Annotated in this window: 24 protein-coding genes and 1 pseudogene; 6 read left to right on the top strand and 19 right to left on the bottom strand. The window is 72.1% G+C overall.

Annotated elements, in window-relative coordinates; genetic code table 11:
• The 8 genes and pseudogenes from L6E12_RS25350 to L6E12_RS25315 all read right to left on the bottom strand — a co-directional run.
• Positions 1 to 392, bottom strand: a pseudogene (locus tag L6E12_RS25350) (DUF4333 domain-containing protein); the annotation flags it as partial.
• A gap of 703 nt (positions 393 to 1,095) precedes the next feature.
• Positions 1,096 to 3,852 (bottom strand): RNA helicase, encoded by a 2,757-nt coding sequence (locus L6E12_RS25345; RefSeq protein ID WP_236230498.1) that lies wholly within the window; start codon positions 3,850 to 3,852, stop codon positions 1,096 to 1,098.
• 121 nt (positions 3,853 to 3,973) lie between these two features.
• Entirely contained in the window at positions 3,974 to 4,855 is an 882-nt protein-coding gene (locus tag L6E12_RS25340; protein ID WP_236230497.1) for a diacylglycerol kinase family protein, read from the bottom strand.
• Between the two features lie 56 nt (positions 4,856 to 4,911).
• A complete protein-coding gene (gene tatC / locus L6E12_RS25335) occupies positions 4,912 to 5,862 on the bottom strand; it encodes a twin-arginine translocase subunit TatC (RefSeq protein WP_236230422.1) in 951 nt (316 codons plus the stop codon).
• A 136-nt stretch (positions 5,863 to 5,998) separates the two neighbouring features.
• Complete coding sequence (gene tatA / locus L6E12_RS25330) at positions 5,999 to 6,313, bottom strand: Sec-independent protein translocase subunit TatA (protein WP_236230421.1); 315 nt, start codon at positions 6,311 to 6,313, stop codon at positions 5,999 to 6,001.
• Complete coding sequence (locus L6E12_RS25325) at positions 6,310 to 6,540, bottom strand: bacteriophage holin (protein ID WP_308075262.1); 231 nt, start codon at positions 6,538 to 6,540, stop codon at positions 6,310 to 6,312. Before L6E12_RS25325 ends, tatA begins: the two co-directional genes overlap by 4 nt.
• 64 nt (positions 6,541 to 6,604) lie before the next feature.
• The gene (locus tag L6E12_RS25320) at positions 6,605 to 7,579 is read right to left on the bottom strand and encodes a YafY family protein (protein ID WP_236230420.1); all 975 of its coding nucleotides are present in this window, start codon (positions 7,577 to 7,579) and stop codon (positions 6,605 to 6,607) included.
• Complete coding sequence (locus tag L6E12_RS25315) at positions 7,576 to 8,550, bottom strand: YafY family protein (RefSeq protein WP_236230419.1); 975 nt, start codon at positions 8,548 to 8,550, stop codon at positions 7,576 to 7,578. Before L6E12_RS25315 ends, L6E12_RS25320 begins: the two co-directional genes overlap by 4 nt.
• 374 nt (positions 8,551 to 8,924) lie before the next feature.
• Between L6E12_RS25315 and L6E12_RS25310 the strand changes: the two genes are divergently transcribed.
• Entirely contained in the window at positions 8,925 to 9,128 is a 204-nt protein-coding gene (locus L6E12_RS25310) for a cold-shock protein (RefSeq protein WP_035290586.1), read from the top strand.
• A gap of 83 nt (positions 9,129 to 9,211) precedes the next feature.
• On the opposite strand, the gene pafA is transcribed toward L6E12_RS25310, so the two are convergent.
• A complete protein-coding gene (gene pafA, locus L6E12_RS25305; RefSeq protein WP_035290589.1) occupies positions 9,212 to 10,570 on the bottom strand; it encodes a Pup--protein ligase in 1,359 nt (452 codons plus the stop codon).
• Between the two features lie 147 nt (positions 10,571 to 10,717).
• On the opposite strand from pafA, the gene L6E12_RS25300 reads away from it, so the two are divergent.
• Complete coding sequence (locus tag L6E12_RS25300) at positions 10,718 to 12,211, top strand: bifunctional phosphatase PAP2/diacylglycerol kinase family protein (protein WP_236230418.1); 1,494 nt, start codon at positions 10,718 to 10,720, stop codon at positions 12,209 to 12,211.
• Positions 12,212 to 12,223: 12 nt separating this feature from the next.
• Here L6E12_RS25300 and L6E12_RS25295 read toward each other — a convergent pair whose 3' ends face one another.
• The 9 genes from L6E12_RS25295 to arc form a co-directional block, all read right to left on the bottom strand.
• The gene (locus L6E12_RS25295; RefSeq protein WP_236230417.1) at positions 12,224 to 13,180 is read right to left on the bottom strand and encodes a LysR family transcriptional regulator; all 957 of its coding nucleotides are present in this window, start codon (positions 13,178 to 13,180) and stop codon (positions 12,224 to 12,226) included.
• A gap of 151 nt (positions 13,181 to 13,331) precedes the next feature.
• The gene (locus L6E12_RS25290; protein WP_236230416.1) at positions 13,332 to 14,159 is read right to left on the bottom strand and encodes an SDR family NAD(P)-dependent oxidoreductase; all 828 of its coding nucleotides are present in this window, start codon (positions 14,157 to 14,159) and stop codon (positions 13,332 to 13,334) included.
• Complete coding sequence (gene prcA / locus L6E12_RS25285) at positions 14,156 to 14,920, bottom strand: proteasome subunit alpha (RefSeq protein WP_236230415.1); 765 nt, start codon at positions 14,918 to 14,920, stop codon at positions 14,156 to 14,158. Before prcA ends, L6E12_RS25290 begins: the two co-directional genes overlap by 4 nt.
• Positions 14,921 to 14,969: 49 nt before the next feature.
• A complete protein-coding gene (prcB, locus tag L6E12_RS25280; protein ID WP_236230414.1) occupies positions 14,970 to 15,842 on the bottom strand; it encodes a proteasome subunit beta in 873 nt (290 codons plus the stop codon).
• Between the two features lie 54 nt (positions 15,843 to 15,896).
• On the bottom strand, positions 15,897 to 16,091 hold the full coding sequence (locus L6E12_RS25275; protein WP_035280388.1) for a ubiquitin-like protein Pup: 195 nt from the start codon (positions 16,089 to 16,091) through the stop codon (positions 15,897 to 15,899).
• A 108-nt stretch (positions 16,092 to 16,199) separates the two neighbouring features.
• Positions 16,200 to 17,708 carry a depupylase/deamidase Dop gene (dop, locus tag L6E12_RS25270; protein WP_236230413.1) on the bottom strand — a complete coding sequence of 503 codons (1,509 nt, stop codon included), beginning with the start codon at positions 17,706 to 17,708 and terminating at the stop codon, positions 16,200 to 16,202.
• 226 nt (positions 17,709 to 17,934) lie between these two features.
• A complete protein-coding gene (locus L6E12_RS25265; RefSeq protein ID WP_236230412.1) occupies positions 17,935 to 18,633 on the bottom strand; it encodes a hypothetical protein in 699 nt (232 codons plus the stop codon).
• A gap of 79 nt (positions 18,634 to 18,712) precedes the next feature.
• Positions 18,713 to 19,636, bottom strand: coding sequence for an aldo/keto reductase (locus L6E12_RS25260; RefSeq protein ID WP_236230411.1), 924 nt, complete (start codon positions 19,634 to 19,636; stop codon positions 18,713 to 18,715).
• Between the two features lie 72 nt (positions 19,637 to 19,708).
• Positions 19,709 to 21,529, bottom strand: coding sequence for a proteasome ATPase (gene arc, locus L6E12_RS25255; RefSeq protein WP_035280397.1), 1,821 nt, complete (start codon positions 21,527 to 21,529; stop codon positions 19,709 to 19,711).
• 240 nt (positions 21,530 to 21,769) lie between these two features.
• Here arc and L6E12_RS25250 point away from each other — a divergent pair, with 240 nt between their 5' ends.
• From L6E12_RS25250 to L6E12_RS35155, 4 genes are all read left to right on the top strand, one after another.
• Positions 21,770 to 22,486 carry a hypothetical protein gene (locus L6E12_RS25250; protein WP_236230410.1) on the top strand — a complete coding sequence of 239 codons (717 nt, stop codon included), beginning with the start codon at positions 21,770 to 21,772 and terminating at the stop codon, positions 22,484 to 22,486.
• 197 nt (positions 22,487 to 22,683) lie between these two features.
• On the top strand, positions 22,684 to 23,454 hold the full coding sequence (locus L6E12_RS25245; protein WP_236230409.1) for a hypothetical protein: 771 nt from the start codon (positions 22,684 to 22,686) through the stop codon (positions 23,452 to 23,454).
• Positions 23,455 to 23,652: 198 nt separating this feature from the next.
• A complete protein-coding gene (locus L6E12_RS25240; protein WP_236230408.1) occupies positions 23,653 to 24,501 on the top strand; it encodes a hypothetical protein in 849 nt (282 codons plus the stop codon).
• A gap of 116 nt (positions 24,502 to 24,617) precedes the next feature.
• Positions 24,618 to 25,031, top strand: a complete 414-nt coding sequence (locus L6E12_RS35155; protein WP_304523912.1) for a hypothetical protein — start codon at positions 24,618 to 24,620, stop codon at positions 25,029 to 25,031.
• On the opposite strand, the gene L6E12_RS25230 is transcribed toward L6E12_RS35155, so the two are convergent.
• Positions 25,028 to 25,855 carry a tRNA (adenine-N1)-methyltransferase gene (locus L6E12_RS25230; protein ID WP_035280412.1) on the bottom strand — a complete coding sequence of 276 codons (828 nt, stop codon included), beginning with the start codon at positions 25,853 to 25,855 and terminating at the stop codon, positions 25,028 to 25,030. The genes L6E12_RS35155 and L6E12_RS25230 overlap by 4 nt on opposite strands.
• Between the last annotated feature and the right edge of the window lies 1 nt (position 25,856).

The following is a 25,856-nucleotide window of genomic DNA, read 5'->3' as shown; positions in this document are numbered from 1 at the left end:
CCGCCCTTCTTCTCCGCGGGCGCGCCCGGGTACCCCGGGGGCATCCCACCGGGCTGCTGGGGCTGGTTCGGGTTGTACCCGCCGAACTGCTGCGGCTGCTGCCCCGTCGGCGGCCCGTACCCCGACTGCTGCGCCCCCGGGTACTGCTGGCCCGGCTGCTGCCCGGTCTGGGGCTGCTGCTGCGTGGGCTGGTAGGGCTGCTGCGGCTGCTGGTAGCCGTACTGTCCCTGCTCCGGCGGGTACGGCGACTGCCCCGGCTGCTGCGGGTACCCGCCGCCCTGCTGGGGGAACCCGCCGGACGGGGTGCCCGGCGGGTTGCCGCCCCCGTAGGGCTGCTGCCCCCACTGCTGCTGGGGGTCCTGCCCACCGGACGGCCCGTAGGGGCTGCTCATCGTTCGCCTCCGCCAGATCTGAGGTCACGCGGCCGGGTCCTCGCCCCGACTCCACCGGACACCTGGGCGCGATCAAACCACAGCGAGCGCCCGCGCACCCACCCGCATCCGACACGGCCACCAATCGGCCGAACCCACCACGGCCCGACCTCACACCGAGGTCACACACCCGCACCGGATCGTGACACCAAGATCACACTCCCCGAACCCCACCGGCACAGCGACGACCAGCCACCCGGAACCCCACCGACGCGGCAACCGACGACCCAACACACCGGCGGCCCGGCAACCGGGCACCCGAACGCCCACCGGCGCAGCCACCACAACACCTCGAACCCGGCAGGCGCAGCCACCGACTACCCGCACAGCCTGCCAACGGCCACCGGCCACATCGGCGCAGCAACAACCAGCCACCCCGAACCCCACCAAGCGCAGCCGCCGACCACCCTCGAAACCGCCGGCCCGGCTATGCGAATGCCCGGGTGGGTGGATGTGTTTGGGTGGGGGTGGCGATCATGTGCAAGCCTGTCTGGGCGGTGGGGCATCTCTTCAGCCCCACCCTGTCACGCTGGGCCGCATGATCGCCGTAGGGGCCCCGGCCAAGCACATCCACCCAGCCGGGCACCCACAACGAATTCCCGGGCTTTGAAACACGCCGCCCGAACACCGCCGACAAATCCCAGGCTCGAACCTGGCTGGAGACTCAGGTCGCCGCCAGAGCGACCACCCCGCGACGGATCGCGCGCACCGCCTCGTCCGCCGCCTTCCCCACCGGATCGCCCCTGCCGACCACCGTGCTGATCTGGTCCAGCAGGTCGATGACCTGCCTGCACCAGCGCACGAAGTCCCCGGCGGACAGCTCCAACCCCACCGACTCCGCCGCCGTGATGACCTTCTCCAGCGACTCCCCGCGCGCCCAGCGCAGCACCGTCCAGGCGAACCCGGGGTCGGGCTGCCGGGTCCGGTCCAGCCGGTGGTGGCGCTCGTCGGCCTCCAGCTCGGCCCACAGCCGCGCCGTCTCCGCGACCGCGTCGGCCACCGCGCCGCCGGGCAGCCGGGCCTCCATCGGCCCGTCGCGGCGGGCCTCGTACACCAGGCACGACACCACGGCCGCCAGTTCCGGCCCGGGCAGCCCCTCCCACACACCGTTGCGCAGGCACTCCGCGGCCAGCAGGTCGGACTCCGAGTACAGCCGCGCCAGCCGCCGCCCGTGCTCGGTGACCACCTGCTCCCCGGCCAGTTCACCCTCACCCGGCGCCAGGTAGCCCCGGTCCGCCAGCAGGCCGCGGATGCGGTCGAACGCCCGCGCCAGCGAGTGCGTCGTGGCCGCGACCTTGCGCTCCACCTGCTCGGTCTCGGCCAGCAGCCGCTGGTAGCGCTCCGCCCACCGGGCGTGCGCCTCCCGGTCCTGGCAGCCGTGGCACGGGTGCGCCCGCAGCGCCCGGCGCAACGCCGCCAGGTCCGCGTCGTCCGCGGCGCCCGACCCGCGCCGCCGGACCCGCGTCGGGGCCTCGATGCCGCTGGCCCGCAGCGTGGCGGCCAGGTCTCGGCGCGACTTGGGCGAGCGGATGTCCACCTGCCGCGGCAGCCGCACCCGCCCCAGCGCCGACACCGGCCCGGGGAAGTCCGCCACCGACAGCCGACCCGCCCACCGGTCCTCGGTCACCACCAGCGGCCGCGGCTCACCCGAGGCGTCGAGCCCCGGGTCGATCACGATCGCCAACCCCGACCGCCGACCCGTCGGCACCGAGATCACGTCGCCCTTGCGGAGCTGCTCCAGCGAGTGCGCCGCCTCCGCCCGCCGCACCGCCCCCGTCTGCCGCGACAGCGCCTTCTCCCGCTCGGAGATCTGCCTGCGCAGCGCCGCGTACTCGGTGAAGTCGCCCAGGTGGCACGTCATCGACTCGGTGTACCCGGCCAGCGCGTCGCGGTTGCGGTCGACCTTGCGCGACAGCCCCACCACCGACCGGTCGGCCTGGAACTGCGCGAACGACTGCTCCAGGATCTCCCGCGCCTGCCGCGCCCCCAACCGGTCGACCAGGTTCACCGCCATGTTGTAGCCCGGCCGGAACGACGACCGCAGCGGGTAGGTGCGCGTCGAGGCCAGCCCGGCCACCGACTTCGGGTCCACCCCGGGCTGCCACACCACCACGGCGTGGCCCTCGACGTCGATGCCGCGCCGCCCGGCCCGCCCGGTGAGCTGCGTGTACTCCCCCGGCGTCAGCTCCACGTGCGCCTCGCCGTTGTACTTCACCAACCGCTCCAGCACGACCGTCCGCGCGGGCATGTTGATCCCCAGCGCCAAGGTCTCGGTGGCGAACACGGCCTTCACCAGGCCGCGGACGAACAGCTCCTCCACCGTCTCCTTGAACGCGGGCAGCATCCCCGCGTGGTGCCCGGCGAACCCGCGTTCCAGCGCATCCCGCCACTCCCAGTACCCCAGCACGGTCAGGTCGGCGTCCGGCAGGTCCCGCGTCTTCGACTCCACGATCCGCCGCACCTCGGCGACCTCGTCCTCGGAGTTCAACCGCAGCCCCGACCGCGCGAGCTGCGCCACCGCCGCCTCGCACCCGGCCCGGGAGAACACGAACACGATCGCGGGCAGCAGGTCCGCCGCCCCCAGCCGCTCCACCACCTCGGTGCGCGACGGCGGCTTGAACCGCGGCCCCCGCGCCCCCGCCGCCCGGCCGCCCTTCGCCCGCGGGTTGTGCCACGGGGCGTGGACCCGCCCGACCTCCTCGGTGCGCCGCACCAGCGTCGGGTTGATCTTCAACTCCCCGCCGCCGTCGTCCCCGGCGAACAGGTCCATCATCCGCGACCCGACCAGCATGTGCTGCCACAGCGGCACCGGCCGGTGCTCGTCGACGACGACCGTGGTGTCCCCGCGCACGGCCACCAGCCACTCGCCGAACTCCTCGGCGTTGGACACCGTCGCCGACAGGCTCACCAGGTTCACCCACTCCGGCAGGTGCAGGATCACCTCCTCCCACACCGCCCCGCGGAACCGGTCGGCCAGGTAGTGCACCTCGTCCATCACCACGTAGCCCAGCCCCTCCAGGGCCGACGACTCCGCGTAGAGCATGTTCCGCAGCACCTCGGTGGTCATCACCACGACCGGCGCGCTGCCGTTGATCGACGTGTCCCCGGTCAGCAACCCCACCGACTTCGCCCCGTACCGGGCGGTCAGGTCGGCGAACTTCTGGTTCGACAACGCCTTGATGGGCGTGGTGTAGAAGCACTTGCGCCCCTCCGCCAGCGCCAGGTGCACCGCGAACTCACCGACCACGGTCTTGCCCGCACCCGTCGGCGCGCACACCAGCACACCGTGCCCCTCCTCCAGCGCTTCGCACCCGCGCACCTGGAAGGGGTCCATCTCGAACGCCAACTCGGCCGCGAACTCCGTCAACCGAGGACTGGCCGCCCGTCGCCGCGCCGCCGCATAGCGCTCGGCCGGGGACAGAGACCCACCAGGGGAGGAATCGGGAAGAGAACTCTCAGACACCCCACCAGACTTCCACACCACACCGACACTCGTCGCCCGAACTTCCGCAGCCCGCCACCACCCGCGCCGCCGGGAACGCTCAGCCCACCAGTTCCAGAGCCCCCGGCACGCACTCCACCACCACCGGCAACGGCCCCAACCGCTCCCCGTCCGCGTACGCCACCCACTCGTTGTCCCCACCCAACGACACCCGCCGCGCCCGCAGCACCCGCACCGCCGGGTGCCCCACGTGCGCCCCCGACCGGATCGTCGGCAACATCCGCACCAGGTCCACCCTGGACACCTCACCCACCACCGTCAGGTCGAACAGCCCGTCGGTCGGGTCCGCCTCCGGGCACACCGGGATCCCACCCCCGTAGAACGCCGTGTTCCCCACCGCCACCATCGTCGCCGCCAGCTCCAGCACCCCACCGTCGGTGTCCACCACCAACCGGCTCGGCCGCAGCGCCGCCAACTCCGCCACGATCGCCACGTCGTAGCGCCTGCGCCCGTGCGGCCACCGCATCCGGTTCACCCGCTCGTTCACCGCCGAGTCGAACCCCGCGCACAGCACGCTGGCGAACCACGCACCACCGGCCACCCGCCCCAGGTCGATCCGCCGCCGCGCCCCCACCCGCAACGCCGCCACCACCGCGTCCACCGCCGCGACCGGATCGGCGGGCATCCCCAGCGCCCGGGCCAGGTCGTTGCCGGTACCGGCGGGCACCACACCCAGCGGCACCCCGTGCCCGGCGCAGAACTGCACCGCCTGGTGCGCGGAACCATCCCCACCCAGCACCACCAACGCGTCGAGCCCCTCGTCCCGGGCGCGCACCATCAACGCCCGCGACCGCTCCACCGTGTCGGCCTCCACCACGGTCAACCGCGACGACACCGCGCGCAACCGCTCCGCCACCACCGGCGCCACCCGACCCGCCGCACCGTGCCCCGACGCCGGGTGCACCGCCAACGCCACCCGCAGACCCGCCACCGAACCCCCTCCGAGGACCCCGATGTCCACACCCGACCGGAACCCGGTCAGGTCACGTCGTCGAAGCCCCCACCTGGCTTGCCCGTCGGCTTCCCGCCCCGCAGCGGCGGCTTCGGCGGAACCTGCTGCCGCGTCGCCGGGTGCTGCTGCACCGGCTCCACCGGGTCCACCTCCAGCGGCGCCAACGCCTCCGCGGGCGTCGCCTCGTCGTCGGCCAGGTTCGCGTTCGGGTCCTCCGCGGCCTCCCGTCGCGCCTTGCGCCGGTCGTGCACCCGCGACAACTGCACCGCCACCTCGAACAACACCGTCATCGCCACACCCAGCGCGACCATCGAGATCGGGTCCGTGCCCGGCGTCGCGATCGCGGCGAAGACGAACAGCCCGAACACGATCCCCCGCCGCCACTTCGCCAGGTTCTCGTAGGACAGCACCCCGACCCGGTTCAGCATCACCACCAGCAGCGGCAGCTCGAAGCTCACCCCGAAGATCAGCAGCATCACCAGCACGAACGAGATGTAGTCGCTCGCGTTCAACGCCGTGATGAAGAACGACCCGCCGAAGGAGACCAGCACCTCCAGGCCCTGCGGGATCACGTAGAACGCCAACACCGCACCCGCGGCGAACAGCAGCGACGCGAAGATCACGAACACGGACGCGAACCGGCGCTCGTTCGCGTACAGACCGGGCGTGATGAACGCCCACACCTGGTACAGCCACCCCGGCGCGGTCACCACCATGCCCGCGGCGATGCCCACCTTGAAGTTCACCATGAACGCCTCGAACGGCTGCGTCTGCAGGAGCTGACACGTCCCGTTCGGCTCGAACCGCAGATTCGCGGGCAGCGCGCAGTAGGGCTGCTTGATGATGTCGCCCAGCGCGGGCACGGGTCCCAGCGGCGTGAAGAACCAGATGAAGCCGAACACCCCGCCGATGAGGATGATCAGGACGGCCAGGCCGAGCCGGTTGCGCAGCTCGTAGAGGTGGTCCTTCAACGTCATGGTGCCGTCGGGGTTGTGCCGGCGACTCTTGAGTTTCCTCTTCTCGCGGCGGCTTTCAGCCCGGCGGTGCGGATCGCGCGCCACCGTAGGGAACCGAACCTCTCAGTAGTCGATCAGACGGGAAGACCGGACCGGTTCAGCTGGCGTTCTTCTGCGCCTGGTCCTGAGCCGCCAGCTTGCGCTGCAACTCGTCGATCTCGGCCTTCATCTGCTCCGGGGACTTCTCCGGCGTCGACGGCGGCAACTGCGGCGCGGGCGCCTGCTGCACGGCGGGGGCGGCCTGCTCGGGCTTCACCTCCGCCTCGTCGTCGTTGCGCATCCCCTTGGTCTCGGCCTTGATGATGCGCATCGACTGGCCCAGCGAGCGAGCCATCTGCGGCATCTTCTTCGCACCGAAGAGAAGAATCACCACCACCGCGATGATGATGATCTCAGTGGCTCCGAGATTCATCGCTGTCCTCCTGTCTCGTCCCGCTTGGCCGATGGTACGCGCTCGGCGACGGCGATCCGCAAGGCCGCGGATCGCGCCCGCAACAACCCGGCCCGATCCCCGAACGCCGACCTGGCCGCCCCCGCCGCCGACCGGACCCGACCCGCCCCCCGCAGGAGACGGACCACGAACACGGTCACCAACCCCAACCCGACCAGGACGAGGGCAGCACTCGGCAGGTACGACACCCGCCAGAGCCTACCGGTACACCGGTAACCAACCGCACACCCTTGAGCATGCACAGCGGGGAAACTAGGTGGCCGCCAGGTGACGGTCCATCCGGGCTACCGCCTCCGCCGCCTGGCGGCGCAACCGCTCCGCCAACTCCACCGGCTGCTCCACCCGCACGTCACCACCGAGGCCCAGCAGCAGCCGCACCATCCACGAGGTGTCCGCGTACCGCATCGACACCCGCAACCGGCCGCCGTCGACCTCCTGCACGGCCTCCACCGGGTAGTACTCCGACACCCAGCGCGCGTCCGGCTCCAGCACCAGCGTCGCCGTGCGCTGGTCCGGCTCCGCCCGGAACAACCCCGAGGAGGTGTCCGTCGGCTCCGCGTACGGCGGCGGCGCCGCGGCCTCCTCCAGCACCACGGCCTCGTCGATCCGGTCCAGGCGGAACAACCGCACGTCCTCGGCGCGGCGGCACCACGCCTCCAGGTAGCCGCGGCCGTCGACGATCAGGATCCGCATCGGGTCCACCACCCGCTCGGTCATCTCGTCCTTCGACGCGGTGTAGTAGGTCATCCGCAGCGCCCGACCGGCACCCAGCGCCCGCTGCACCACCTCGCGCGCCTTCGCCGCCCCCGCGCCCTCGCGCACGCCCAGCCCCACCGCGACCCCCGCGGGCCGCGCCTGCCCGGCCGCCGCCTCGATCTTGGCCACCGCCCGCCGGATCGCGTCCGCGTCGGCCACCCCCGGGGTGTCCACCAGCGCCCGCAGCGCCACCAGCAGCGCCGTCGCCTCCGCCCCGGTCAACCGCAGCGGCCGGTTCATCCCGGCGTCGAAGGTGATCGTGACGGTGTCCTCGTCGAAGGAGATGTCGATCAGGTCACCGGGGCCGTACCCCGGCAGCCCGCACATCCACAGCAGCTCCAGGTCCTTGCGAAGCTGCTTCGCGGACACCCCGAAGTCCGCCGCCGCGTCGTCGATCCGGATGCCCGGCCGCGCCAGCAGGTAGGGCACCAGCGCCAGCAGCCGGGGAAGCCGGTCCTGCGCCCCGCTCACAGCCCACCCCCCGCGGCGGCGAGCAGCCGCTCCCGCACCGCCTTGGCCAGCACATCCGGTTCCAGCACCAGCACGTCCGCGCCGTACCCGGCGATCCAGCCCGCCGCCGTGTCCGGGAACGCCAGCTCCAGGTCCACCACGTCGCCCGGCACGCCGTCGACCTCGCGCCGCTCGACCACCTCGGCCCACCGCCGCACCCCGGCGCCCCGACCGTCGGCGACCCACAACCGCACCCCGGCCGGGGGCTGCGGCTCCCCGCCGGAACTGGCCACGAACTTCATCAGGTCGACGTCCTCGGGCCTGCTGACCTGCCCGGGCCTGCCGACCTTGCGCACCTCGCCCACCACCCGCGACAGCCGGAAGCAGCGGGGCGCCCCCCGGTCCCGGTCGTGGCCGACGACGTACCAGCGCCCCCGCCAGGACACGACGCCCCACGGTTCGAGCACCCGCTCCCGCAGCTCGGCGGGCGAGGGCCTGCGGTACTGGAAGGCCACCGCCTGCCCGGCCTGCACCGCCGCCAGCAGCGGGCCGAACGCGGGCTCGGTGGTGCGCACCTTCGACTCCACCATCGTCGGCGCGGCCTGGTCGACGTCCACCCCGGCGGCCCGCAGCTTGAGCAGGGCGCCGTGCGCGGCCCCGGTCAGCTCGGGCGAGTCCCACAACCGCACCGCGAGCGCCACCGCCGCCGCCTCGTCGGGGGCGAGGTCGATCTCCCCCAACTCGTAGTCGCGGCGGGCGATGCGGTACCCGTCGACGGGGTCGGCCACCTTGTTGCGGCCGATCTCCAGGGGGATGCCCAGCTCGCGCAGCTCGGTCTTGTCCCGCTCGAAGGTCCGGAAGAAGGCGTCGTCAGAGGGCGCGTCGGCGTATCCGGGGACGATCTTCCGGATCCGTTCCGCACTGAGGTACTGCCGCGTGGAGAGCAGGCACAGCACCAGGTTCACAAGTCGTTCGGCGCGTGCGACGGACACCAGCGCACCATAACGCCCACCCACCACCCGCTCGCACCCACCACGCCCGAACACGCGTGCGAACCCCCGCCAGTCACCCCAACGCGATGGCGGTCACACCCAGAGTGAGAAACCGCAGCTCGTGTCCTCCTTTCGTGGCGTCCTTTATCCGCCACTTCTCCGCTCTGTTGGGCGGGGACCACTGTTTTCGAGGATATCTTGATAGGAGATAGCTGATCTTTGAACTCGGTTGCGTGGAGGCCCACCGGGTGGCCGCGAGGGGGGAGCGGCCGTGAACCGGGGGGAAAGACACATGTGGGACCCGGCGAACGCCGCTATCGTTGATCGGGACGAGGGTGCTGATCGGCGGCACCCGGGTTTGGACAGGAACAGGCATGGCGACTGGCACCGTGAAGTGGTTCAACGCGGAAAAGGGCTTCGGCTTCATCTCCCAGGATGGTGGCGGGCCGGACGTGTTCGTCCACTTCAGCGCGATCCAGAGTTCCGGCTACCGCTCCCTGGAGGAGAACCAGCAGGTGGCGTTCGACATCACCCAGGGCCCCAAGGGTCCGCAGGCGGAGAACGTCGTCCCCTCCTGACCTGGTCCGACCAGGCAGGTCGCGCGTGAACGACTGAGGGGCCGCGTCACCCGACGCGGCCCCTCAGTCGTTCGAGCTGGTTCCTACAGCGAAGCGATCAGGCGCTCCACGCGCTCGTCCACAGCGCGGAACGGGTCCTTGCACAGCACGGTGCGCTGCGCCTGGTCGTTGAGCTTCAGGTGGACCCAGTCCACCGTGAAGTCGCGGCCCGCGTGCTGGGCGGCGGCGATGAAGTCGCCGCGGAGCTTGGCCCGGGTGGTCTGCGGCGGGGTGTCCTTGGCGAGTTCGATCTCGCTGTCGTCGGTCACCCTGGCCACCAGGTCCTTGCGCTGGAGCAGGTCGAAGATGCCCCGGCCGCGGCGGATGTCGTGGTAGGCGAGGTCGAGCTGGGCGACGCGGGGGCTCGACAGCTCCATGTCGTGCTTGGCCCGGTAGCGCTCGATCAGCCGGTGCTTGATGGCCCAGTCGACCTCGCGGTCGATCTTCGACAGGTCCTGGGCCTCGATCGCGTCGAGGACGCGGCCCCACATGTCGACCACGCGCTGCATCATCGGGTCCGGGGAGCGTCGGGCGACGTGCTCGACGGCCTTGGCGTGGTACTCGCGCTGGATGTCCAGGGCCGAGGCCTCGCGCCCGCCCGCCAGCCGGACCAGCCTGCGGCCGGTCAGGTCGTGGCTGATCTCGCGGATGGCCCGGATGGGGTTGTCCAGGCTGAAGTCGCGGAACTGGACCCCCTCCTCGATCATCTCCAGCACGAGGTGGGCGGTGCCGACCTTGAGCAGGGTGGTCGACTCGGACATGTTGGAGTCGCCCACGATGACGTGCAGGCGCCGGTACCGCTCGGCGTCGGCGTGCGGCTCGTCGCGGGTGTTGATGATGGGCCGGGAGCGGGTGGTGGCGCTGGAGACGCCCTCCCAGATGTGCTCGGCCCGCTGCGACAGGCAGTAGACGGCCCCGCGCGGGGTCTGGAGCACCTTGCCCGCCCCGGCGATGAGCTGCCTGGTGACCAGGAACGGCAGCAGCACGTCGGCGATGCGGGAGAACTCCCCGGCCCGGGTGACCAGGAAGTTCTCGTGGCAGCCGTAGGAGTTGCCCGCCGAGTCGGTGTTGTTCTTGAACAGGAAGATGTCGCCGCCGATGCCCTCGTCGGCCAGCCGCCGCTCGGCGTCGACGAGCAGGTCCTCCAGGATCCGCTCACCGGCCTTGTCGTGGGTGACCAGTTGGACGAGGTCGTCGCACTCCGCGGTCGCGTACTCGGGGTGCGACCCCACGTCGAGGTAGAGGCGTGATCCGTTGCGCAGGAAAACGTTCGAGGAACGCCCCCACGAAACCACCCGCCGGAACAGGTACCGCGCGACCTCGTCCGGCGACAGCCTGCGCTGCCCGTGGAACGTACAGGTCACGCCGAACTCGGTTTCGATGCCGAAGATCCGCCGCTGCATTCCCCCAGACTAGGCGCAAATCCCGACGCGGACCGTCTGCCGATCGGGGAGGTCCACAGCTTTGTTATCGAGCGCACCGTGACCGGCCGCTCACCCGGCCCCGCCCCACCCGGCGGGCGGTCACCGATTCGGGTTGAATCCACGATCATGTTCGGACGAGTGCGCAGGTCGGCCAGGAGCGTCGGCCGGGTCGACGAAGAGTTGATGTACCGCAGCGGGGCCCTGCCCAGGTCACCGCTGGACCCGGCCATGAAAACGCTGTCCACCTCGGCGAACAAGGGCAGGCTGTGGTTCGGCGTCGCGGCCCTGCTCGCGGTGCGCAAGGGCCCGACCCGGCGGGCGGCGCTGCGCGGGGTGGGCGCGATCACCATCGCCAGCCTGAGCGCGAACCTGGTGGCGAAGAACCTGTTCCCGCGCAGGCGCCCGGCGGCGGACATGCTGCCGGTGCACCGGCGGCTCACCAAGCGCCCGACCAGCTCGTCCTTCCCGTCCGGGCACTCCGCGTCGGCGGTGGCGTTCACCGCCGCCGTGGCCATGGAGGCACCCGCGGTGGCGCTGGCGCTGGCCCCGCTGGCGGCGGCGGTGGCGTACTCGCGGGTGCACACCGGGGTGCACTGGCCCACCGACGTGGCGGCCGGTTCGGCGATCGGCATCGGCGCGGCCTGGGCGACCCGGCACTGGTGGCCCAAGTCCGACCACGAGGGCCCCGCGCACACCGCCCACCACACCGAACTGGCCGCCCTGGACGCGGGCGAGGGCCTGTTGGTGCTGGTCAACCCCAACTCCGGCCCTGGCAACACCGACCCCGGCGACGACATCAAGCAGCTCTGGCCGAGGGCGACGGTGATCCACCCCTCCCCCGGCTCGGGCATCATCGAGCAGCTCACCGCCGAGGTCGAGGCCGCCGACGGCGCGGTCAAGGCCCTGGGCGTGGCGGGCGGCGACGGCACGGTGGCGGCGGTCGCGGCGGTGGCCGCGGACTTCCGACTGCCCCTGGTCCTGGTCCCCGCGGGCACCCTGAACCACTTCGCCCGCGACGTCGGCGTGGAGTCGGTGCAGGAGGCGGTGGAGTCCGCCGAGGAGGGCACCGGGGTGCAGATCGACCTGGCCGAGGTCCGCATCACCGACAACAGCGACGTCGAGCAGCGGTGGTTCGTCAACACCGCCAGCCTGGGCGGCTACCCGGAGATGGTGCGGATGCGCGAGCACCTGGCCGCCAAGAAGTGGGGCAAGTGGCCCGCGGGCGCGGTGGCCCTGGCCCGCACGCTGCGCACGGCCCAACCGATCCGGGTGGAGCTGAACGGCAGGCCGCAGTTCCTGTGGATGCTCTTCGTCGGCAACGGCACGTACTCCCCGAAGGGCTTCGCCCCGACGCAGCGGCCCGCGCTGGACACCGGCCTGCTGGACGTGCGCTACCTGCGCGCGGACCTGCCGTACTCCCGGGCCCGGTTCGTCCTGGCCACCCTGACCAGGACCCTCACCCGCAGCCACGTCTACCGCCAGCAGGACATGGCTGCCCTGGACGTGCAGCTCCTCGACGGCTACCGCCGCGTGGCCACCGACGGCGAGGTCGGCCCGCTGGGCAAGCGGTTCGAGTTCCGCTCCCGACCCCGCACGCTGTCGATCTACCGCAAGCCCTGACGGCACCGCGGGCTAGGACTGCGCCGCGCCTCGGGAGTGCTCGTCCCACCACGCGGCGAACAGCGGATTCGTGTCCGTGAGCTGGGCGTAAGCAGCCAGCAGCGCGGCCGGGGCGGCCTCGCCGAACGTGTTGTCGGCGTGCCACACCAGGACGATCTCCTGCCGCATGGGCGTGTTGCGCAAACCGCGGATGACCAGCCCTGTGCCCTCCCTGGCAACCGGCTTGGCCAAGGTCACCGCACCCGCCTGCACCAGCGCCCGGGTGGTGGTCGAGTCGGACAGCTCGTGGCGGATGCGCGGGGTGAAGCCGTGGGCGGTGCAGGCGCGGACGAACGCGGCCTGCTCCGGCCCCTCGGCCGCCGAGGGCAGCACCCACGCGTCCTGCGCCAGGTCGGCGAGGTCGATCTCCGGGGCGCCCGCCAGCGGGTGGGTCTCGGCGAGGGCGACGAACAGCGGGGCGCAGAACATCACGCGGCTGCGCAGCACCGGGGGCAGCGGGGTGCGGAAGCCCGGGTTGTCCTCCAGCACCGCCAGGTCCACCGTCCGGTCGACCACGCGGCGAATCAGCTCGGCGGGCTGGTTCTCGATGTCGATGGCGGCTTCCACGCCGTCGAGGCGGTCGGCGAGGGCGGTGGCGAACAGCGGCACGATGAGACCGGGTGGGCCGCCGACCCGGACCCGGCCCGCCGCCGCGGGGGCCAGGGTGCGGCTGCGGATGCCCGCCATCAGCTCGTCCACCTCGGCGAGCAGGACGCGGGCACCGGTCAGCACGTAGGCGCCGAGGTCGGTGGGGACCACACCGGTGGCGGTGCGGGCGAACAACAGGCCGCCCAGCCTGCGCTCCAGGCGCTGGAGCTGGGCGGTCAGCGCGGGCTGGGACACGCCGAGGCGCACCGCCGCCTTCGACAGGCTGCCCGCGTCGGCCACCGCGCGGATCACCCGCAGGTGGCGCAGTTCCAGCTCACTCATTCAGAAGTTATATGCCTTGACAGGGTGTGCGTGACAACTCAGGACCCATCCGTGGGAAGAACGGCACAATTTGTCGCACCCGGCGTGTGAAAACCGCGGCGGCGCCGTCTCCGGGTGAGGACTCCCCGACCGGAGCCGGGCCGGGCCCGGGTCAGGCGAGCAGGGCGGCGGTGGCCGCGGCGAGGCGGGCGCGGGCCTCGGGGTCGTAGGCCTGCTCGTGGGCCCTGGTGTCGGTGAACCGGTCGAAGTAGCGGCCCGTCACGGTCGCCAGGGCGGGGTCGACGACCAGGCGGGCGGTGGGGCGCAGGCCGTCCTCCAGGGTGGAGCGGGGGCTGATGCCCGCGTCGCGGACCATGGTGGTGTCCATCAGGGTCGCCGGGTGCAGGGCGTTGACCGTGACACCGGTGGGGCGCAGCCGCTCGGCCAGGTCGAACGTGGACATGATCATGGCCAGCTTCGCCCGGCGGTAGGCCAGCACGCCATCGTAGGAGCCGGTCATGGCCAGGTCGTCGAAGTCCAGTGGGGCCTGGCCGACGGAGGCGACGTTGACCACGCGCGCGGGGGCGGAGGCCACCAGCAGCGGGGTGAGCAGCGCGGTCAGCAGGTGCGGGGCCAGGTGGTTGACCGCGAAGCGCAGTTCGTGGCCCTGGGCGCTGGTCTCCCGCAGCGACGGGTCCGCGCCGAAGCCGACGGCGGCGTTGTTGACCAGCACGCCCAGGCGGGGCTCGGCGGCGGCGACCCGCTCCCCCAGCGCCCGGACGTCGTCGAGGTCGGCCAGGTCGGCGGGGTAGGTGCGCACCACCGCGTCCGGGGCGGCCTCGCGGAGGTCGGCCACCAGGGCGGCCAGCCGGTCGGGGTCGCGGCCGTGGAGCAGCAGGGTCGCGCCGCGCGGCGCAAGGTCCATGGCCAGGCCGCGGCCGAGTCCCGAGGTCGCCCCGGTGATCAGGACGACCTCGGTGAACGACTGCGGTGCGGTCACTCGGCCGGGTTCTCCGGCGGCAGTTCGACGTCCTCGATCGGCTTGGCCGGGGACTCGTCCTCGGCGGCCGGTTCGACGGGCAGCAGCGCGGTCAGCGCCGCCCCCTCGATCCGGCGGAAGGCGCGGCGCGGGCGGGTGCGGTCGAGGATCGCCACCTCAAGCTTCCCCGGCTGCGATTCGCCGCCGTTGCCCGCGCCCGCGGCCAGCGCGGTGAGGGCGATCCGGATGGCCGCGGCGAGGTCCTGGCCCTCGGCGTAGCCCTCCTTGAGGGAGGTGACGATCGGCTCGGTCAGCCCACCCATGACCAGGAACTGCGGCTCGTCGACGATGGAGCCGTCGTAGGTGAGCCGGTAGAGCTGGTCCTTGTCTGCGGTGACGCCGACCTCGGCCACGCACAGCTCGACCTCCATCGGCTTCACCTGCTCGGTGAAGACGGTGCCGAGGGTCTGCGCGTACACGTTGGCGAGTTGCCGGGCGGAGACGTCGCGCCGGTCGTAGGAGTAGCCCCACAGGTCGACGTGCCGGATGCCGCCGCGGCGCAGGCTCTCGTACTCGCTGTAGCGGCCCGCGCCCGCGAACCCGATGCGGTCGTAGATCTCGGAGACCTTGTGCAGCGTCGACGACGGGTTCTCGGCCACGAAGACCACCCCGTCGACGTACTTGAGCGCGATGACGCTGCGACCCCGGGCGATGCCCTTGCGGGCGTACTCCGAGCGGTCGCGCATCAGCTGCTCGGGCGAGGCGTACAACGGCATCGTCACGGGGCAGGCTCCTTCGTGCGGCTGGTGGTGCTGGTGCTGGTCATCGGGCTCAGCCGCGCGGCCGCTCGAAGCGGTCGCGGACCACGGCCTCGGCGACCGCGCCGATCTCGTCGTCGGTCAGGCGCACCGCGCCGTCCTCGGCGGTGATCGTCACGATGCTCGGGTAGATCCGCCGGGCGAGGTCGGGCCCGCCGGTGGCCGAGTCGTCGTCCGCGGCGTCCCACAGGGCCTCCACGGCCGTGCGGACGGCCGCGTCGCGGTCGCTGTCGGGGTTGTAGAGCTTCTTGAGCGCCGACTTGGCGTAGGTGGAGCCGGAGCCGATCGCGTAGAAGCCCGCGCGCTCCTCGTAGCGGCCGCCGGTGACGTCGAAGGAGACGATCCGCCCGCCCCGGGCCGGGTCCTCGGCCTCCACGTCGTAGCCGACGAACAGCGGCAGCACCGCCAGGCCCGCGAGGGCCGCGTCGAGGTTGCCGCGCACCATGCTGGCCAGCTTGTTCGCCTTGCCGTCCAGCGACAGCGAGACGCCCTCGATCTTCTCGTAGTGCTGGAGTTCGACGGCGTAGAGCCGGACCATCTCCACGGCCAGGCCCGCGGTGCCCGCGATGCCGACCGAGGAGTGGTCGTCGGTGATGAAGACCTTCTCGATGTCCCGCTGCGCGATGACGTTGCCCTGGGTGGCCCGCCGGTCGCCCGCGACCAGGACGCCACCGGCGAAGGTGACGGCCACGATCGTGGTGCCGTGCGGGACGTCCTGGCGGGGTTCGCCGCCGCGGATGTCCGCGGTGCGCCCGCGGCCGGTGCCCCCGGGCAGCAGCTCGGGGGCCTGGGCGCGCAGGAAGTCGGTGAACGACGAGGTTCCGGCCGACAGGTGGGCGGGCGACAGCGAGGAGCCGAGCCCGCTTCGGGACGAGGTGTGTTCCATGCCTTCTTTCGTTCCTGTCGCGGAGGTGGGGGGAGCCCGGACTGCCCGGACTACCTACTCGCCGCCCTTTTGCACGTACGCCCGGACGAAGTCCTCGGCGTTCTCCTCCAGGACGTCGTCGATCTCGTCGAGGATGGCGTCGGTGTCGTCACCGAGCTTCTCCCGGCGCTCCTGGCCGGCGGCGGTGGTGTCGTCGACACCCTCGTCGCCGTCCCCGCCGCCCTGCCGCTGCGTCTGCTCCTGGGACATGTCGCCTCCCGGTCGTGGCTGGCCTACCCCGAACCCTACCGATACCCACCGACATTCGTCGCGGTCCGCGCCGGGTCCGATTTCGGCTCCCGGCGAAATCCCGGGTGGTCAGCGCTTGGCCGCGCCGGTCAGCGCGTCGACGAGCTCCTCGGCGGTGTTCGCCGCGTCGAGCAGGGCCCCGACGTGCTGCTTCGTGCCGCGCAGCGGCTCCAGCGTGGGGATGCGCACCAGCGACTCGCGGCCGAGGTCGAAGATCACCGAGTCCCAGGACGCGGCGGCGATCGCGTTCGGGTAGCGCTCCAGGCAGCGGCCGCGGAAGTAGGCGCGGGTGTCCAGCGGCGGGGCGGTCACGGCCGCGCGCACCTCCTCCTCGCTGACCAGGCGCTTCATCGAGCCGCGGGCGACCAGCCGGTTGTAGAGGCCCTTGTCCAGCCGCACGTCGGAGTACTGCAGGTCGACCAGTTGCAGGCGCGGGGAGTTCCAGTTGAGGCCGTCGCGGGCGCGGAAGCCCTCCAGCAGCCGCAGCTTCGCGGTCCAGTCGAGCCGGTCGGCGGTCTCCATCGGGTCTCGGCGCAGCTCGTCGAGGACCTTGCCCCAGGTGTCGAGCACGTCGAGGGCGACGCGGTCCACGTCGGCGCGGTCGAGGTGCTCGGCGACCATCTCGTGGTAGGCGTGCTGGATGTCCAGGCCGGTGAACTTGCGGCCGTTGGCCAGGTCGACGGTGGCCTTGAGCGTGGGGTCGTGGCTGATCACGTGCACCGCGCGGACCGGGTCGGCCAGCTTGAGGTGGTCGAAGCGGACCCCGGTCTCGATCATGTCCAGCACCAGCGCGGCGGTGCCCACCTTGAGGTAGGTGGACGTCTCGGCCAGGTTGGCGTCGCCGATGATGACGTGCAGCCGCCGGTACTTGTCCGCGTCGGCGTGCGGCTCGTCGCGGGTGTTGATGATGCCGCGCTTGAGCGTGGTCTCCAGGCCGACCTCGACCTCGATGTAGTCGGCGCGCTGGGAGAGCTGGAAGCCCGCCTCGTCGCCGGAGGCGCCCAGGCCGACCCGGCCGGAGCCGCAGACGACCTGGCGGGAGGCGAAGAACGGGGTGAGCCCGGCGATCACCGAGGTGAACGGGGTGCTGCGGGCCATCAGGTAGTTCTCGTGGGTGCCGTAGCTGGCGCCCTTGTTGTCGATGTTGTTCTTGTAGAGCTGCAGCCGGGGCTGGCCGGGGACGCTGGCCGCGCGGATCGCGGCCTCCTCCATCACCCGCTCCCCCGCCTTGTCCCAGATGACCGCGTCGCGGGCGTTGGTGACCTCGGGCGCGGAGTACTCCGGGTGCGCGTGGTCGACGTAGAGCCGGGCGCCGTTGGTGAGGATGACGTTCGCCGCACCCAGGTCCTCCACGTCGGGGTCGGTGGGCGCCATGCCGGGGACCCCGAGGTCGAAGCCGCGGGCGTCCCGCAGCGGCGATTCCACCTCGTAGTCCCAGCGCGCGCGCCGGGCTCGGGGGATGTCCGCCGCCGCGGCGTAGGCCAGCACGACCTGGGTCGATGTCAACACCGGGTTCGCCGTGGGGTCGCCCGGCACGGAGATGCCGTACTCGACCTCGGTTCCCATGATCCGCCGCATGGGCCCAGCCTACGGGTCCGGACCGACACCACCGCCGTGAGCCGCGATGCAGTTCGCGCGGCCCGACCGGGTTCACCGCTCCCACCGGGTGTCGCTGCCGTCGGAGCCACCGGTGGCACCGTCGGCACCACCCGATCGGGCTATCGCGTCCACGCAGGCGAGCCCGGCACGGGACCGTGTCCACGTCCTCCCGGCTCGCCCGCCCTACCTGTGGCGCAGCAGGTGGCTACGCGGGCTCGCGGGAGAGGGCCTGGGCCGCGACCGGTGCGAGGCGGGTGATCGCGTCGCGCGCGGCCTTGGCCGTTCCCGCCTCCACGGTGACGGCGGTGAGCAGCCGCCCCCGGCTCAGGACGACCGTGCAGCTAACCCGGGCGGTGCCGCTGGCGCACCAGGTGAGCCTGCTGTCCGCGCCGGGCACGGTGGCGAGCTTCGGCCCCTCGTCGATGAGGTACCTGGTGCCCCGCACGGTGAAGGAGGTGCAGTCCAGGGCGGCCCTGGCGGCGTCGAGCGCCTCGGTGGCCTCGGCCTCGGTCGGGGTGTGCACGACGACCTGGCGCAGCGTGGAGCCCTTGCTGTAGCGCCAGCTCGTCTTCCCGCCCGCGTCGGCCCGCGCCCCGAGGTCGATGGCGCAGTCGGGCAGCGTGATCGCCACCGACGCGGTGGGGGCCTCGACCGGGGTGACGTTCTCCTCGGCCAGGTCCTGCGCGGTCAGGTAGACCGCCGTGACCGCCTCGGCGGGCGCGGGCCCGGGCGGGGTGGTCGTGGTCGGGGCGGGTGGGGTGGTCACCGGGGCCGCCGCGGCGGACTCGGTGGTCGGGTCCGCGTAGTAGGTGTAGAGGTCGTTCGGCCGGTTCGAGCACCCGGCCAGCAGGGTGGCGGGCAGGGCCGCGGCGCAGGCCGCGGCCAGCGCGTGCACACGACGCACAGTCGTCCTCTGGGGGGTTCGGCGGCGGGGAGTACCGGCAACTTACCGCCAGCGATCAACACCCACCCGATCGGGGGATTCAGTTCCAGGCGAGTGACGCCCGGGCAGCCCAGTACTCCCCCGGTTCCCCGGCGAGGTCGGGCAGCTCAGGGGCGGTCAGGTCGGCCGCGGCGAGGTTGGAGCGCAACTGGGCGGTGCTCGCGGGCCCGAGCAGGACGACGTCGGCCCACGGGTTGGCCAGCGCCGCGGCCAGCGCGACGGCGTCGGGGGTGGTCCCCGACCGCTCGGCGGCCTCGGCGACGGCGGCGGGCGGGTCGACGGCCAGCCTGCCGTTGGCCAGCGCCTCCTTCACCGTCACCTCGACGCCCGCGGCGTGGGCCTCGGCGAGGGCGGCGCCCGCGGAGGTCTCCAGCGGGTTCCAGGTGGACTGCACGGCGTCGAACAGCCGCACCCCGCCCCGCTCCAGCTCCAGGCCCCGCCGCACGGTGTCGGCCTGGGCCGGTCCGGAGGTGGAGAACCCGAGGCGCTGCCCGGAGCCCGCCAGCTCGGCCAGCGCGCCCAGCAGCGCGTCGTCGGTGAACAGTGGACTGTCCACGGTCAGCGAGTGCACCTGGTACAGCGCCACCCGGTCCCCCAGCAGGGCGCGGGTTTCGGCGAGCTGGGACCGGAAGCGGTCGAGGGTGTGCTCCTTGACCTCGTGCACCGGCGCGTCCACCCGCCAGTCGCCGACGTAGGCGTAGCCCCACTTCGACGTGGCGGCGACGTCCGCGTGCCCGCGGGCGGCCAGCCAGCCCGCGAGGAACTCCTCCGCGCGGCCGTAGGAGCGGGCGGTGTCGACCCGGCGGAGCCCGGCGGCGTACGCGGCGTCGAGCACGTCCCAGGTGGCGGCGCGCAGCTCCGCCACGCCCCGGGAGGCCGGGAGGGCGCCGTCGCGGCCGAGGTTGATGTAGGCGGGCCTGCCGAGGGCGGCCAGGCCGAGGGCGAGCCTGCTGAGCGTGGACACCCCCCGATTGTGCCCCGGACAGGCCGACAGGCCCCGCACGCGGTGCGCGGGGCCTGTCGGGAACGCCTGCTGCTACAGGTACTGACCGGTGTTGTTGGCGGTGTCGATCGCCCGCCCGGTCTCGGTGTTCTTGCCGGTGACCAGGGTCCGGATGTAGACGATGCGCTCGCCCTTCTTGCCGGAGATGCGCGCCCAGTCGTCGGGGTTGGTGGTGTTGGGCAGGTCCTCGTTCTCGGCGAACTCGTCGACGATCGCGTCCAGCAGGTGCTGCACGCGCAGACCGGGCTGCTGGGTCTCCAGCACGGACTTGATCGCGGACTTCTTCGCCCGGTCGACGATGTTCTGGATCATCGCCCCGGAGTTGAAGTCCCGGAAGTACAGGACCTCCTTGTCACCGTTGGCGTAGGTGACCTCCAGGAACCGGTTCTCGTCGGTCTCCTCGTACATCCGCTCGACGGTGTGCTGGATCATCGCGTCGATGCAGGTGGAGCGGGAGCCGCCGAACTCGGCCAGGTCGTCGGCGTGGATCGGCAGGTTGGCGGTGAGGTACTTGGAGAAGATGTCCTTCGCCGCCTCGGCGTCCGGCCGCTCGATCTTGATCTTCACGTCGAGCCTGCCGGGTCGCAGGATCGCCGGGTCGATCATGTCCTCGCGGTTGGAGGCGCCGATGACGATGACGTTCTCCAGGCCCTCGACGCCGTCGATCTCGCTGAGGAGCTGGGGGACGATGGTCGTCTCCACGTCCGAGGACACACCGGAGCCGCGGGTCCGGAAGATCGAGTCCATCTCGTCGAAGAACACGATCACCGGGGTGCCCTCGGAGGCCTTCTCCCGCGCGCGCTGGAAGATGAGCCGGATGTGGCGCTCGGTCTCGCCCACGAACTTGTTGAGCAGCTCGGGGCCCTTGATGTTGAGGAAGTAGGACTTGGCGTCCTTCGGGGCGCTGTCGCCCCTGGCCGCCGCGACCTTCTTGGCCAGCGAGTTCGCCACCGCCTTGGCGATGAGCGTCTTGCCGCACCCGGGGGGGCCGTAGAGCAGCACGCCCTTGGGCGGGCGCAGCTCGTACTCGGCGAAGAGGTCCTTGTGCAGGAAGGGCAGCTCCACGGCGTCGCGGATCTGCTCGATCTGCCGGAACAGGCCGCCGATGTCGTGGTAGTCCACGTCCGGGACCTCCTCCAGCACGAGGTCCTCGACCTCGGCCTTGGGGACCCGCTCGTAGGCGTACCCGGACTTGGCGTCGACCAGCAGGGAGTCGCCCGCCTTCAGCGGCGAGTCGGCCAGCGGGTCGGCCAGCCACACGACGCGCTCCTCGTCGGCGTGGCCGACCACGAGCGCGCGGGTGGGACCTTCCTCGTCGTCCGAGGTGAGCAGCTCCCGCAGTGTGGACACTTCACCGGTGCGCTCGAACCCGCCGCCCTCGACCACGGTGAGGGCTTCGTTGAGGCGCACCGACTGACCACGTCGGAGTGTCCCGGATTCGACCGCGGGCGAGACCGATACCCGCATCCGGCGCCCGGCGGTGAAGACGTCGACCGTGCCGTCCTCGAACTGCTCGAGGAACACGCCGTAGCCGCTGGGCGGCTGGGCGAGGCGGTCCACTTCTTCCCGCAGGGCCAGCAGTTGGCTTCGCGCCTCGCGCAGCGTGTCGACCAGCTTGGAGTTCCGCTCGGTGAGCTGACTCACCCGCTCGGAGGCCTCCGCCAGTCGCTGCTCGAGGAGCCGCGAATGCCGTGGGGATTCCGTCAGTTTCCGGCGCAGCAGAGCGACTTCCTCTTCGAGGAAACGGATCTGCGCTGCTTCCGACCCACCGGGGCGCTCGGCCCCCAGGTCAGGCGCGTCTCCGTGCTCACCATCGGCGTTCTCTGGCCGACTGCCGGGACGATCGTGCTGCATGTCGGCACCTCCTCCCGAACTCGTACCCCCACGGTACCGGCGATCACCGACAAGGACAGAGCATCCGGAGGTCGGAACTTGCGTGTCACCCCGTCGCAACACCCGCCGGACGGCCGACCGGATGCCGCCGCGCGGCCCCCGACCGCTACCGTGCGTCGGGGCACTAGGCCAACCGCGCGCGCTCGCCCGGGCACGCAGTGCGAGAGGCGACCCGGCCACGACTACCCAGGGGACGACCCGATGACCAACCCTCCGCAGCAGCCGGGACCGCACGGCGAACAGCCGGGCCAGTTCCCCTCCTCCGGTTCGTTCCCGCAGCAGCAACCGGGCCCGTACGGGCAACCGTCCGGCCCGTTCCCGCAGCAGCCGGGCCAGTTCGGGCAGTTCCCCGGGCAGGCACCCGCGCAGCCGGGGCAACCGGGGCAGCCCGGCGGGCCGCTCCCCCAGATCGATCCCACGACCGGTCAGCCCTACGGCTGGCAGCAGCCCCAGCAGGCGGGTTATCCCGGTGTTGGTGGCTACGCAACGCAATCGAACCCCTACGGCCTTCCGAGTGACGCTTTTTCACCCCGCCCGAAGCGCTCCGCACTGCCCTGGGTGCTCGGCATCGGCGGCATCGTTGTGATCGGCATCACAGTCACTCTGGTCCTCGTCCTGACCGGTGGGACGGACCTGACCACCCCGCGCGGCACCGCCGAGGCCGCGCTGGCCGCCACGGCGGACGCGGACCACGAGGCATACAACAAGCTCCTGTGCGACCCCGACGACGCCGTGGGCGCCACCGAGATCGGCCGGTTCGAGAAGCCGAGGATCGTCGGCGACGTCACCGAGGACGGCGACCGGGCGACGGTGAACTTCACGGTGGAGTACGAGGGCGAGCCCCGCAACGGCCGCGTCCGGATGGAGCGCAAGGCCGACGGCACCTGGTGCGTCGACCGGTTCTCCGCCGTCCGCTGAGCAGGGCCGTTCCCGCTCCGCCACCCGTCCGGGGCTCCCCCGCCCCTCCCCGGCCGCGGGCAAATACGATGTGGTTGCATCCCGAAACCCATTCGGGTGACTTCCGGAGGGAACGCGACGGCCCGCGGGCCCGTCCATCCGACACGGCCACACACCGTCGCCGCACGCGGCACGAGCACTACGAGTCAGGGGCGAGCATGACCTATCCTCCGCAGCAGCCGGGACCCTACGGCCAGCAGCCGGACCAACCCGGCGGTTGGGGATACGGCCAGCAACCGGGTGGGCAGGGCGGGTACGGCCAAGGCCAGGGCGGGTACGGCCAGCCGAACACCGGCGGCTTCGCCCAGCAGGACCCGTACGCCGCACCGGACCCGTACGCCCAGCAGACCGCCTACCAGGGCGTCGGCGGCTTCCCCGGCGGACCCGGCGGGCAGCCGCCGAAGAAGTCCAACACCGGGGTGGTCGTGGCCATCGTCGCCGCCGTGGTGGTGCTGCTCGGCGGCGCGGGCGTGGGCATCTTCTTCCTCACCCGCGACGACGACCCCGCCACCGCGCAACCGGGCACCAGCACCAGCGCGGGGCCGACGTCGGAGGACAACAGCCCGACATCGACCAGGAAGACCGCCACCTCCAAGACCGTCAAGCCCTCGGACACCTCCGGCCCCGCCGAGGTGGTCGAGGAGTACATGAGGGCCTACGAGTCCAAGTCCTTCTCCGCCGTGGTCGGCAAGGCCTGCGAGGCCTACAAGAAGAAGTACGGCACCGACACGACCTCGCTCGAGGACGAGCTCAAGCCGTACAAGATCGAGGCCACGCCGGGCGACGAGCCCACGGTGACCGGGAGCATCGCCTCCGGCGGCTTCAAGCTCAACCTCACGACCGACACCGGGACGACGTCCGAGGTGAAGATCGAGATCAAGATCGTCAAGGAGTCCGGGACCTGGAAGTTCTGCGGCGAGAAGACCTGACAGCTCGGCGGCGCGACGGGTGAGCAGCCCGTTCGCCGAGTTCAGGCGGGTCTCCGGCGCGGGTGCCGGATGATCCACGAAGCCCGCGGGCCCGCGTATCCTCCGGGTACGTCCGGCCCGGGGGCCTCCCCGGCACCTGTCGCGACACGTGGCGCAACCGGTGACCGTGACCGGTGACCAACGAGGAGTCTGGGTTCGATGACCTACCCACCGCAGCAGCCCGGGCCCTACGGCCAGGACCCGTATGGGCAGCAGAACAACCCGTACGGCCAGCAGCAACCGCAGCAGCCCTACGGCCAGCAGCAACCGGGCGGGTACGACCCCACCCAGCAGTACCCGCAGGGCGGCGGGTACGACCAGACCCAGCAGCAGTACGGCGCGCAGGACCCCTACGGCCAGCAGCAGCAGGACCCGTACGGGCAGCAGGGTCAGTACGGGCAGCAGCCCGGCCAGTACGGGCAGGACCCGTACGGCGGTCACGGCCCCGGCGGGCAGCCGCCGAAGAAGTCGAGCACCGGCAAGATCATCGCCATCGTCGCGGCCGTGGTCGTGGTGCTCGGGGGCATCGGCACCGGCATCTTCTTCCTCACCAGGGACGGCGACGACGGCAACGGCGGCACGGCGGCTCCCCCGGCCGCCAGCAGCACCGAGGCGCCCACGACGACGAAGAAGTCCACGCGGACCACCGCCTCGGAAGAGGAAACCACCACCAAGAAGAAGACGACCACCACCACCGCGGGCGGTGGCGGTGGTGGCGAGGCCGGTGGCGGCGGCGAGGACATCAAGGCCACCGGCGCGAAGTACGCCCAGGCGGTCAACGACGAGGACGAGGCGACCGCCAAGTCGCTGACCTGCGACGGCTCCCCCGGCATCATGTACACCAGCGTGGCCCCCAACGGCGGCAAGGTGACCGTGGTGGGCGAGCCCACCACCTTCGGCGACTCCGACGGCAAGGTCGACACCAAGGTGACGGTCGCCTCCAGCTCGCCGATCGACTTCCCGATCGTGCTGAAGAAGGGCGCGAAGGGCTGGTGCGTGTCGATCTGACGCGCTGACCACGGCACACGAGGAGGGGCGGACCGGATTCGGTCCGCCCCTCCCGCGTCTTCCGCCACCGCCCCCGGCCGCCTACCGTATGGACTACGCCGAACCGGGAGGGCCGGATGACCGAGCAGGCACCGCACCGCCGCGGCGTCGCCACCGCGGTGGTCGCCGGTGGGCTGCTGGCCGCGGTGGCCGTGGCCATCGCCTCCACCTCGGGTGAGGACGCCCCCGACTCCACCGGCGCGACGCGCACCCTCGCACCGACCGACGACCCGGCCCTGCGCGCCCTCACCGACCGGGCACTCGCGGCCATCAACGACCGCGACCCCGACGCCATGCGCGCCGTCAGCTGCGACCCGGCCAGGGTCGGCGCGTCCGACGGCGCCCCGCCGGACGCGCACGCGGACCTGGTGTCCTACCCGGCCGTCGACGGCTCCACCGCGGTCGCCCAGGTGGCGGTCACCGCCGGGGGCAAGACCTCGACGGTGCCGCTGACCCTGGAGCTGCGCTCCGGGACCTGGTGCGTCCGCTAGCCCTTGCTGGGCCTGCGCTGCGGCTTGGGGGCCACGACGCCGTCGGCGAGCTTGCGGCTGGTGATGAGGAACGCCGTGTGCCCGATCATCCGGTGCTCCGGGCGGACCGCCAGGCCCACCGAGTGCCACGGGCGGATCAGCGTCTCCCAGGCGTGCGGCTCGGTCCAGCAGGTCTGCTCGCGCAGCGCCTCGGTCACCCGCGAGAGCTGGGTCGTGGTGGCCACGTAGGTCACCAGGACCCCGCCCGGGATGAGGTGCTCGGCGACGGTGGGCAGCATGTCCCACGGGGCCAGCATGTCGAGGATGACCCGGTCGACCTCACCGGTGTGCGTGGCCAGGTCGCCCAGCTTGAGCTCCCAGTTCGGCGGGTGCTCGCCGTAGAACTGGACCACGTTGCGCTCGGCGTGCACGAGGTGGTCCTCGCGGATCTCGTAGGAGGTCACCGTGCCGGTCGGGCCGACCGCGCGCAGCAGCGAGCAGGTCAGCGCGCCGGACCCGGCGCCCGCCTCCAGCACCCGGGCGCCGGGGAAGATGTCGCCCTGCATCACGATCTGCGCGGCGTCCTTCGGGTAGATCACCTGGGCGCCGCGCGGCATGGACAGCACGTAGTCGCTCAGCAGCGGGCGCAGCGCCAGGTAGGAGGTGCCCGCCGCGGAGCTGACCACCGACCCCTCCGGCTGCCCGATCACGTCGTCGTGGGCCAGCGCCCCCCGGTGCGTGTGGTACTTCTCCCCCGCCTCCAGGACCAGGGTGTAGTGCCTGCCCTTGGGATCGGTGAGCTGAACCCGGTCCCCCACCTCGAACGGGCCACTGACCTTCCGCACC

Source organism: Actinokineospora sp. PR83, from assembly GCF_021056305.1.
Lineage (GTDB): Bacteria > Actinomycetota > Actinomycetes > Mycobacteriales > Pseudonocardiaceae > Actinokineospora > Actinokineospora spheciospongiae.
Note: the sequence above shows the minus strand (reverse complement) of the source record. Positions and strands in the feature narration are given on the sequence as shown.

Bases quoted from the DNA above. Each gene is read 5' to 3' on its own strand.
- dop (WP_236230413.1), bottom strand. From the start codon at position 17,708: ATGCGGCGGATCATGGGAACCGAGGTCGAGTACGGCATCTCCGTGCCG.
- L6E12_RS25310 (WP_035290586.1), top strand. From the start codon at position 8,925: ATGGCGACTGGCACCGTGAAGTGGTTCAACGCGGAAAAGGGCTTCGGC.
- L6E12_RS35155 (WP_304523912.1), top strand. From the start codon at position 24,618: ATGACCGAGCAGGCACCGCACCGCCGCGGCGTCGCCACCGCGGTGGTC.
- L6E12_RS25300 (WP_236230418.1), top strand. From the start codon at position 10,718: ATGTTCGGACGAGTGCGCAGGTCGGCCAGGAGCGTCGGCCGGGTCGAC.
- L6E12_RS25295 (WP_236230417.1), bottom strand. From the start codon at position 13,180: ATGAGTGAGCTGGAACTGCGCCACCTGCGGGTGATCCGCGCGGTGGCC.
- L6E12_RS25240 (WP_236230408.1), top strand. From the start codon at position 23,653: ATGACCTACCCACCGCAGCAGCCCGGGCCCTACGGCCAGGACCCGTAT.
- tatC (WP_236230422.1), bottom strand. From the start codon at position 5,862: ATGACGTTGAAGGACCACCTCTACGAGCTGCGCAACCGGCTCGGCCTG.
- prcB (WP_236230414.1), bottom strand. From the start codon at position 15,842: ATGGAACACACCTCGTCCCGAAGCGGGCTCGGCTCCTCGCTGTCGCCC.
- L6E12_RS25250 (WP_236230410.1), top strand. From the start codon at position 21,770: ATGACCAACCCTCCGCAGCAGCCGGGACCGCACGGCGAACAGCCGGGC.
- L6E12_RS25245 (WP_236230409.1), top strand. From the start codon at position 22,684: ATGACCTATCCTCCGCAGCAGCCGGGACCCTACGGCCAGCAGCCGGAC.
- arc (WP_035280397.1), bottom strand. From the start codon at position 21,529: ATGCAGCACGATCGTCCCGGCAGTCGGCCAGAGAACGCCGATGGTGAG.
- tatA (WP_236230421.1), bottom strand. From the start codon at position 6,313: ATGAATCTCGGAGCCACTGAGATCATCATCATCGCGGTGGTGGTGATT.
- L6E12_RS25275 (WP_035280388.1), bottom strand. From the start codon at position 16,091: ATGTCCCAGGAGCAGACGCAGCGGCAGGGCGGCGGGGACGGCGACGAG.
- pafA (WP_035290589.1), bottom strand. From the start codon at position 10,570: ATGCAGCGGCGGATCTTCGGCATCGAAACCGAGTTCGGCGTGACCTGT.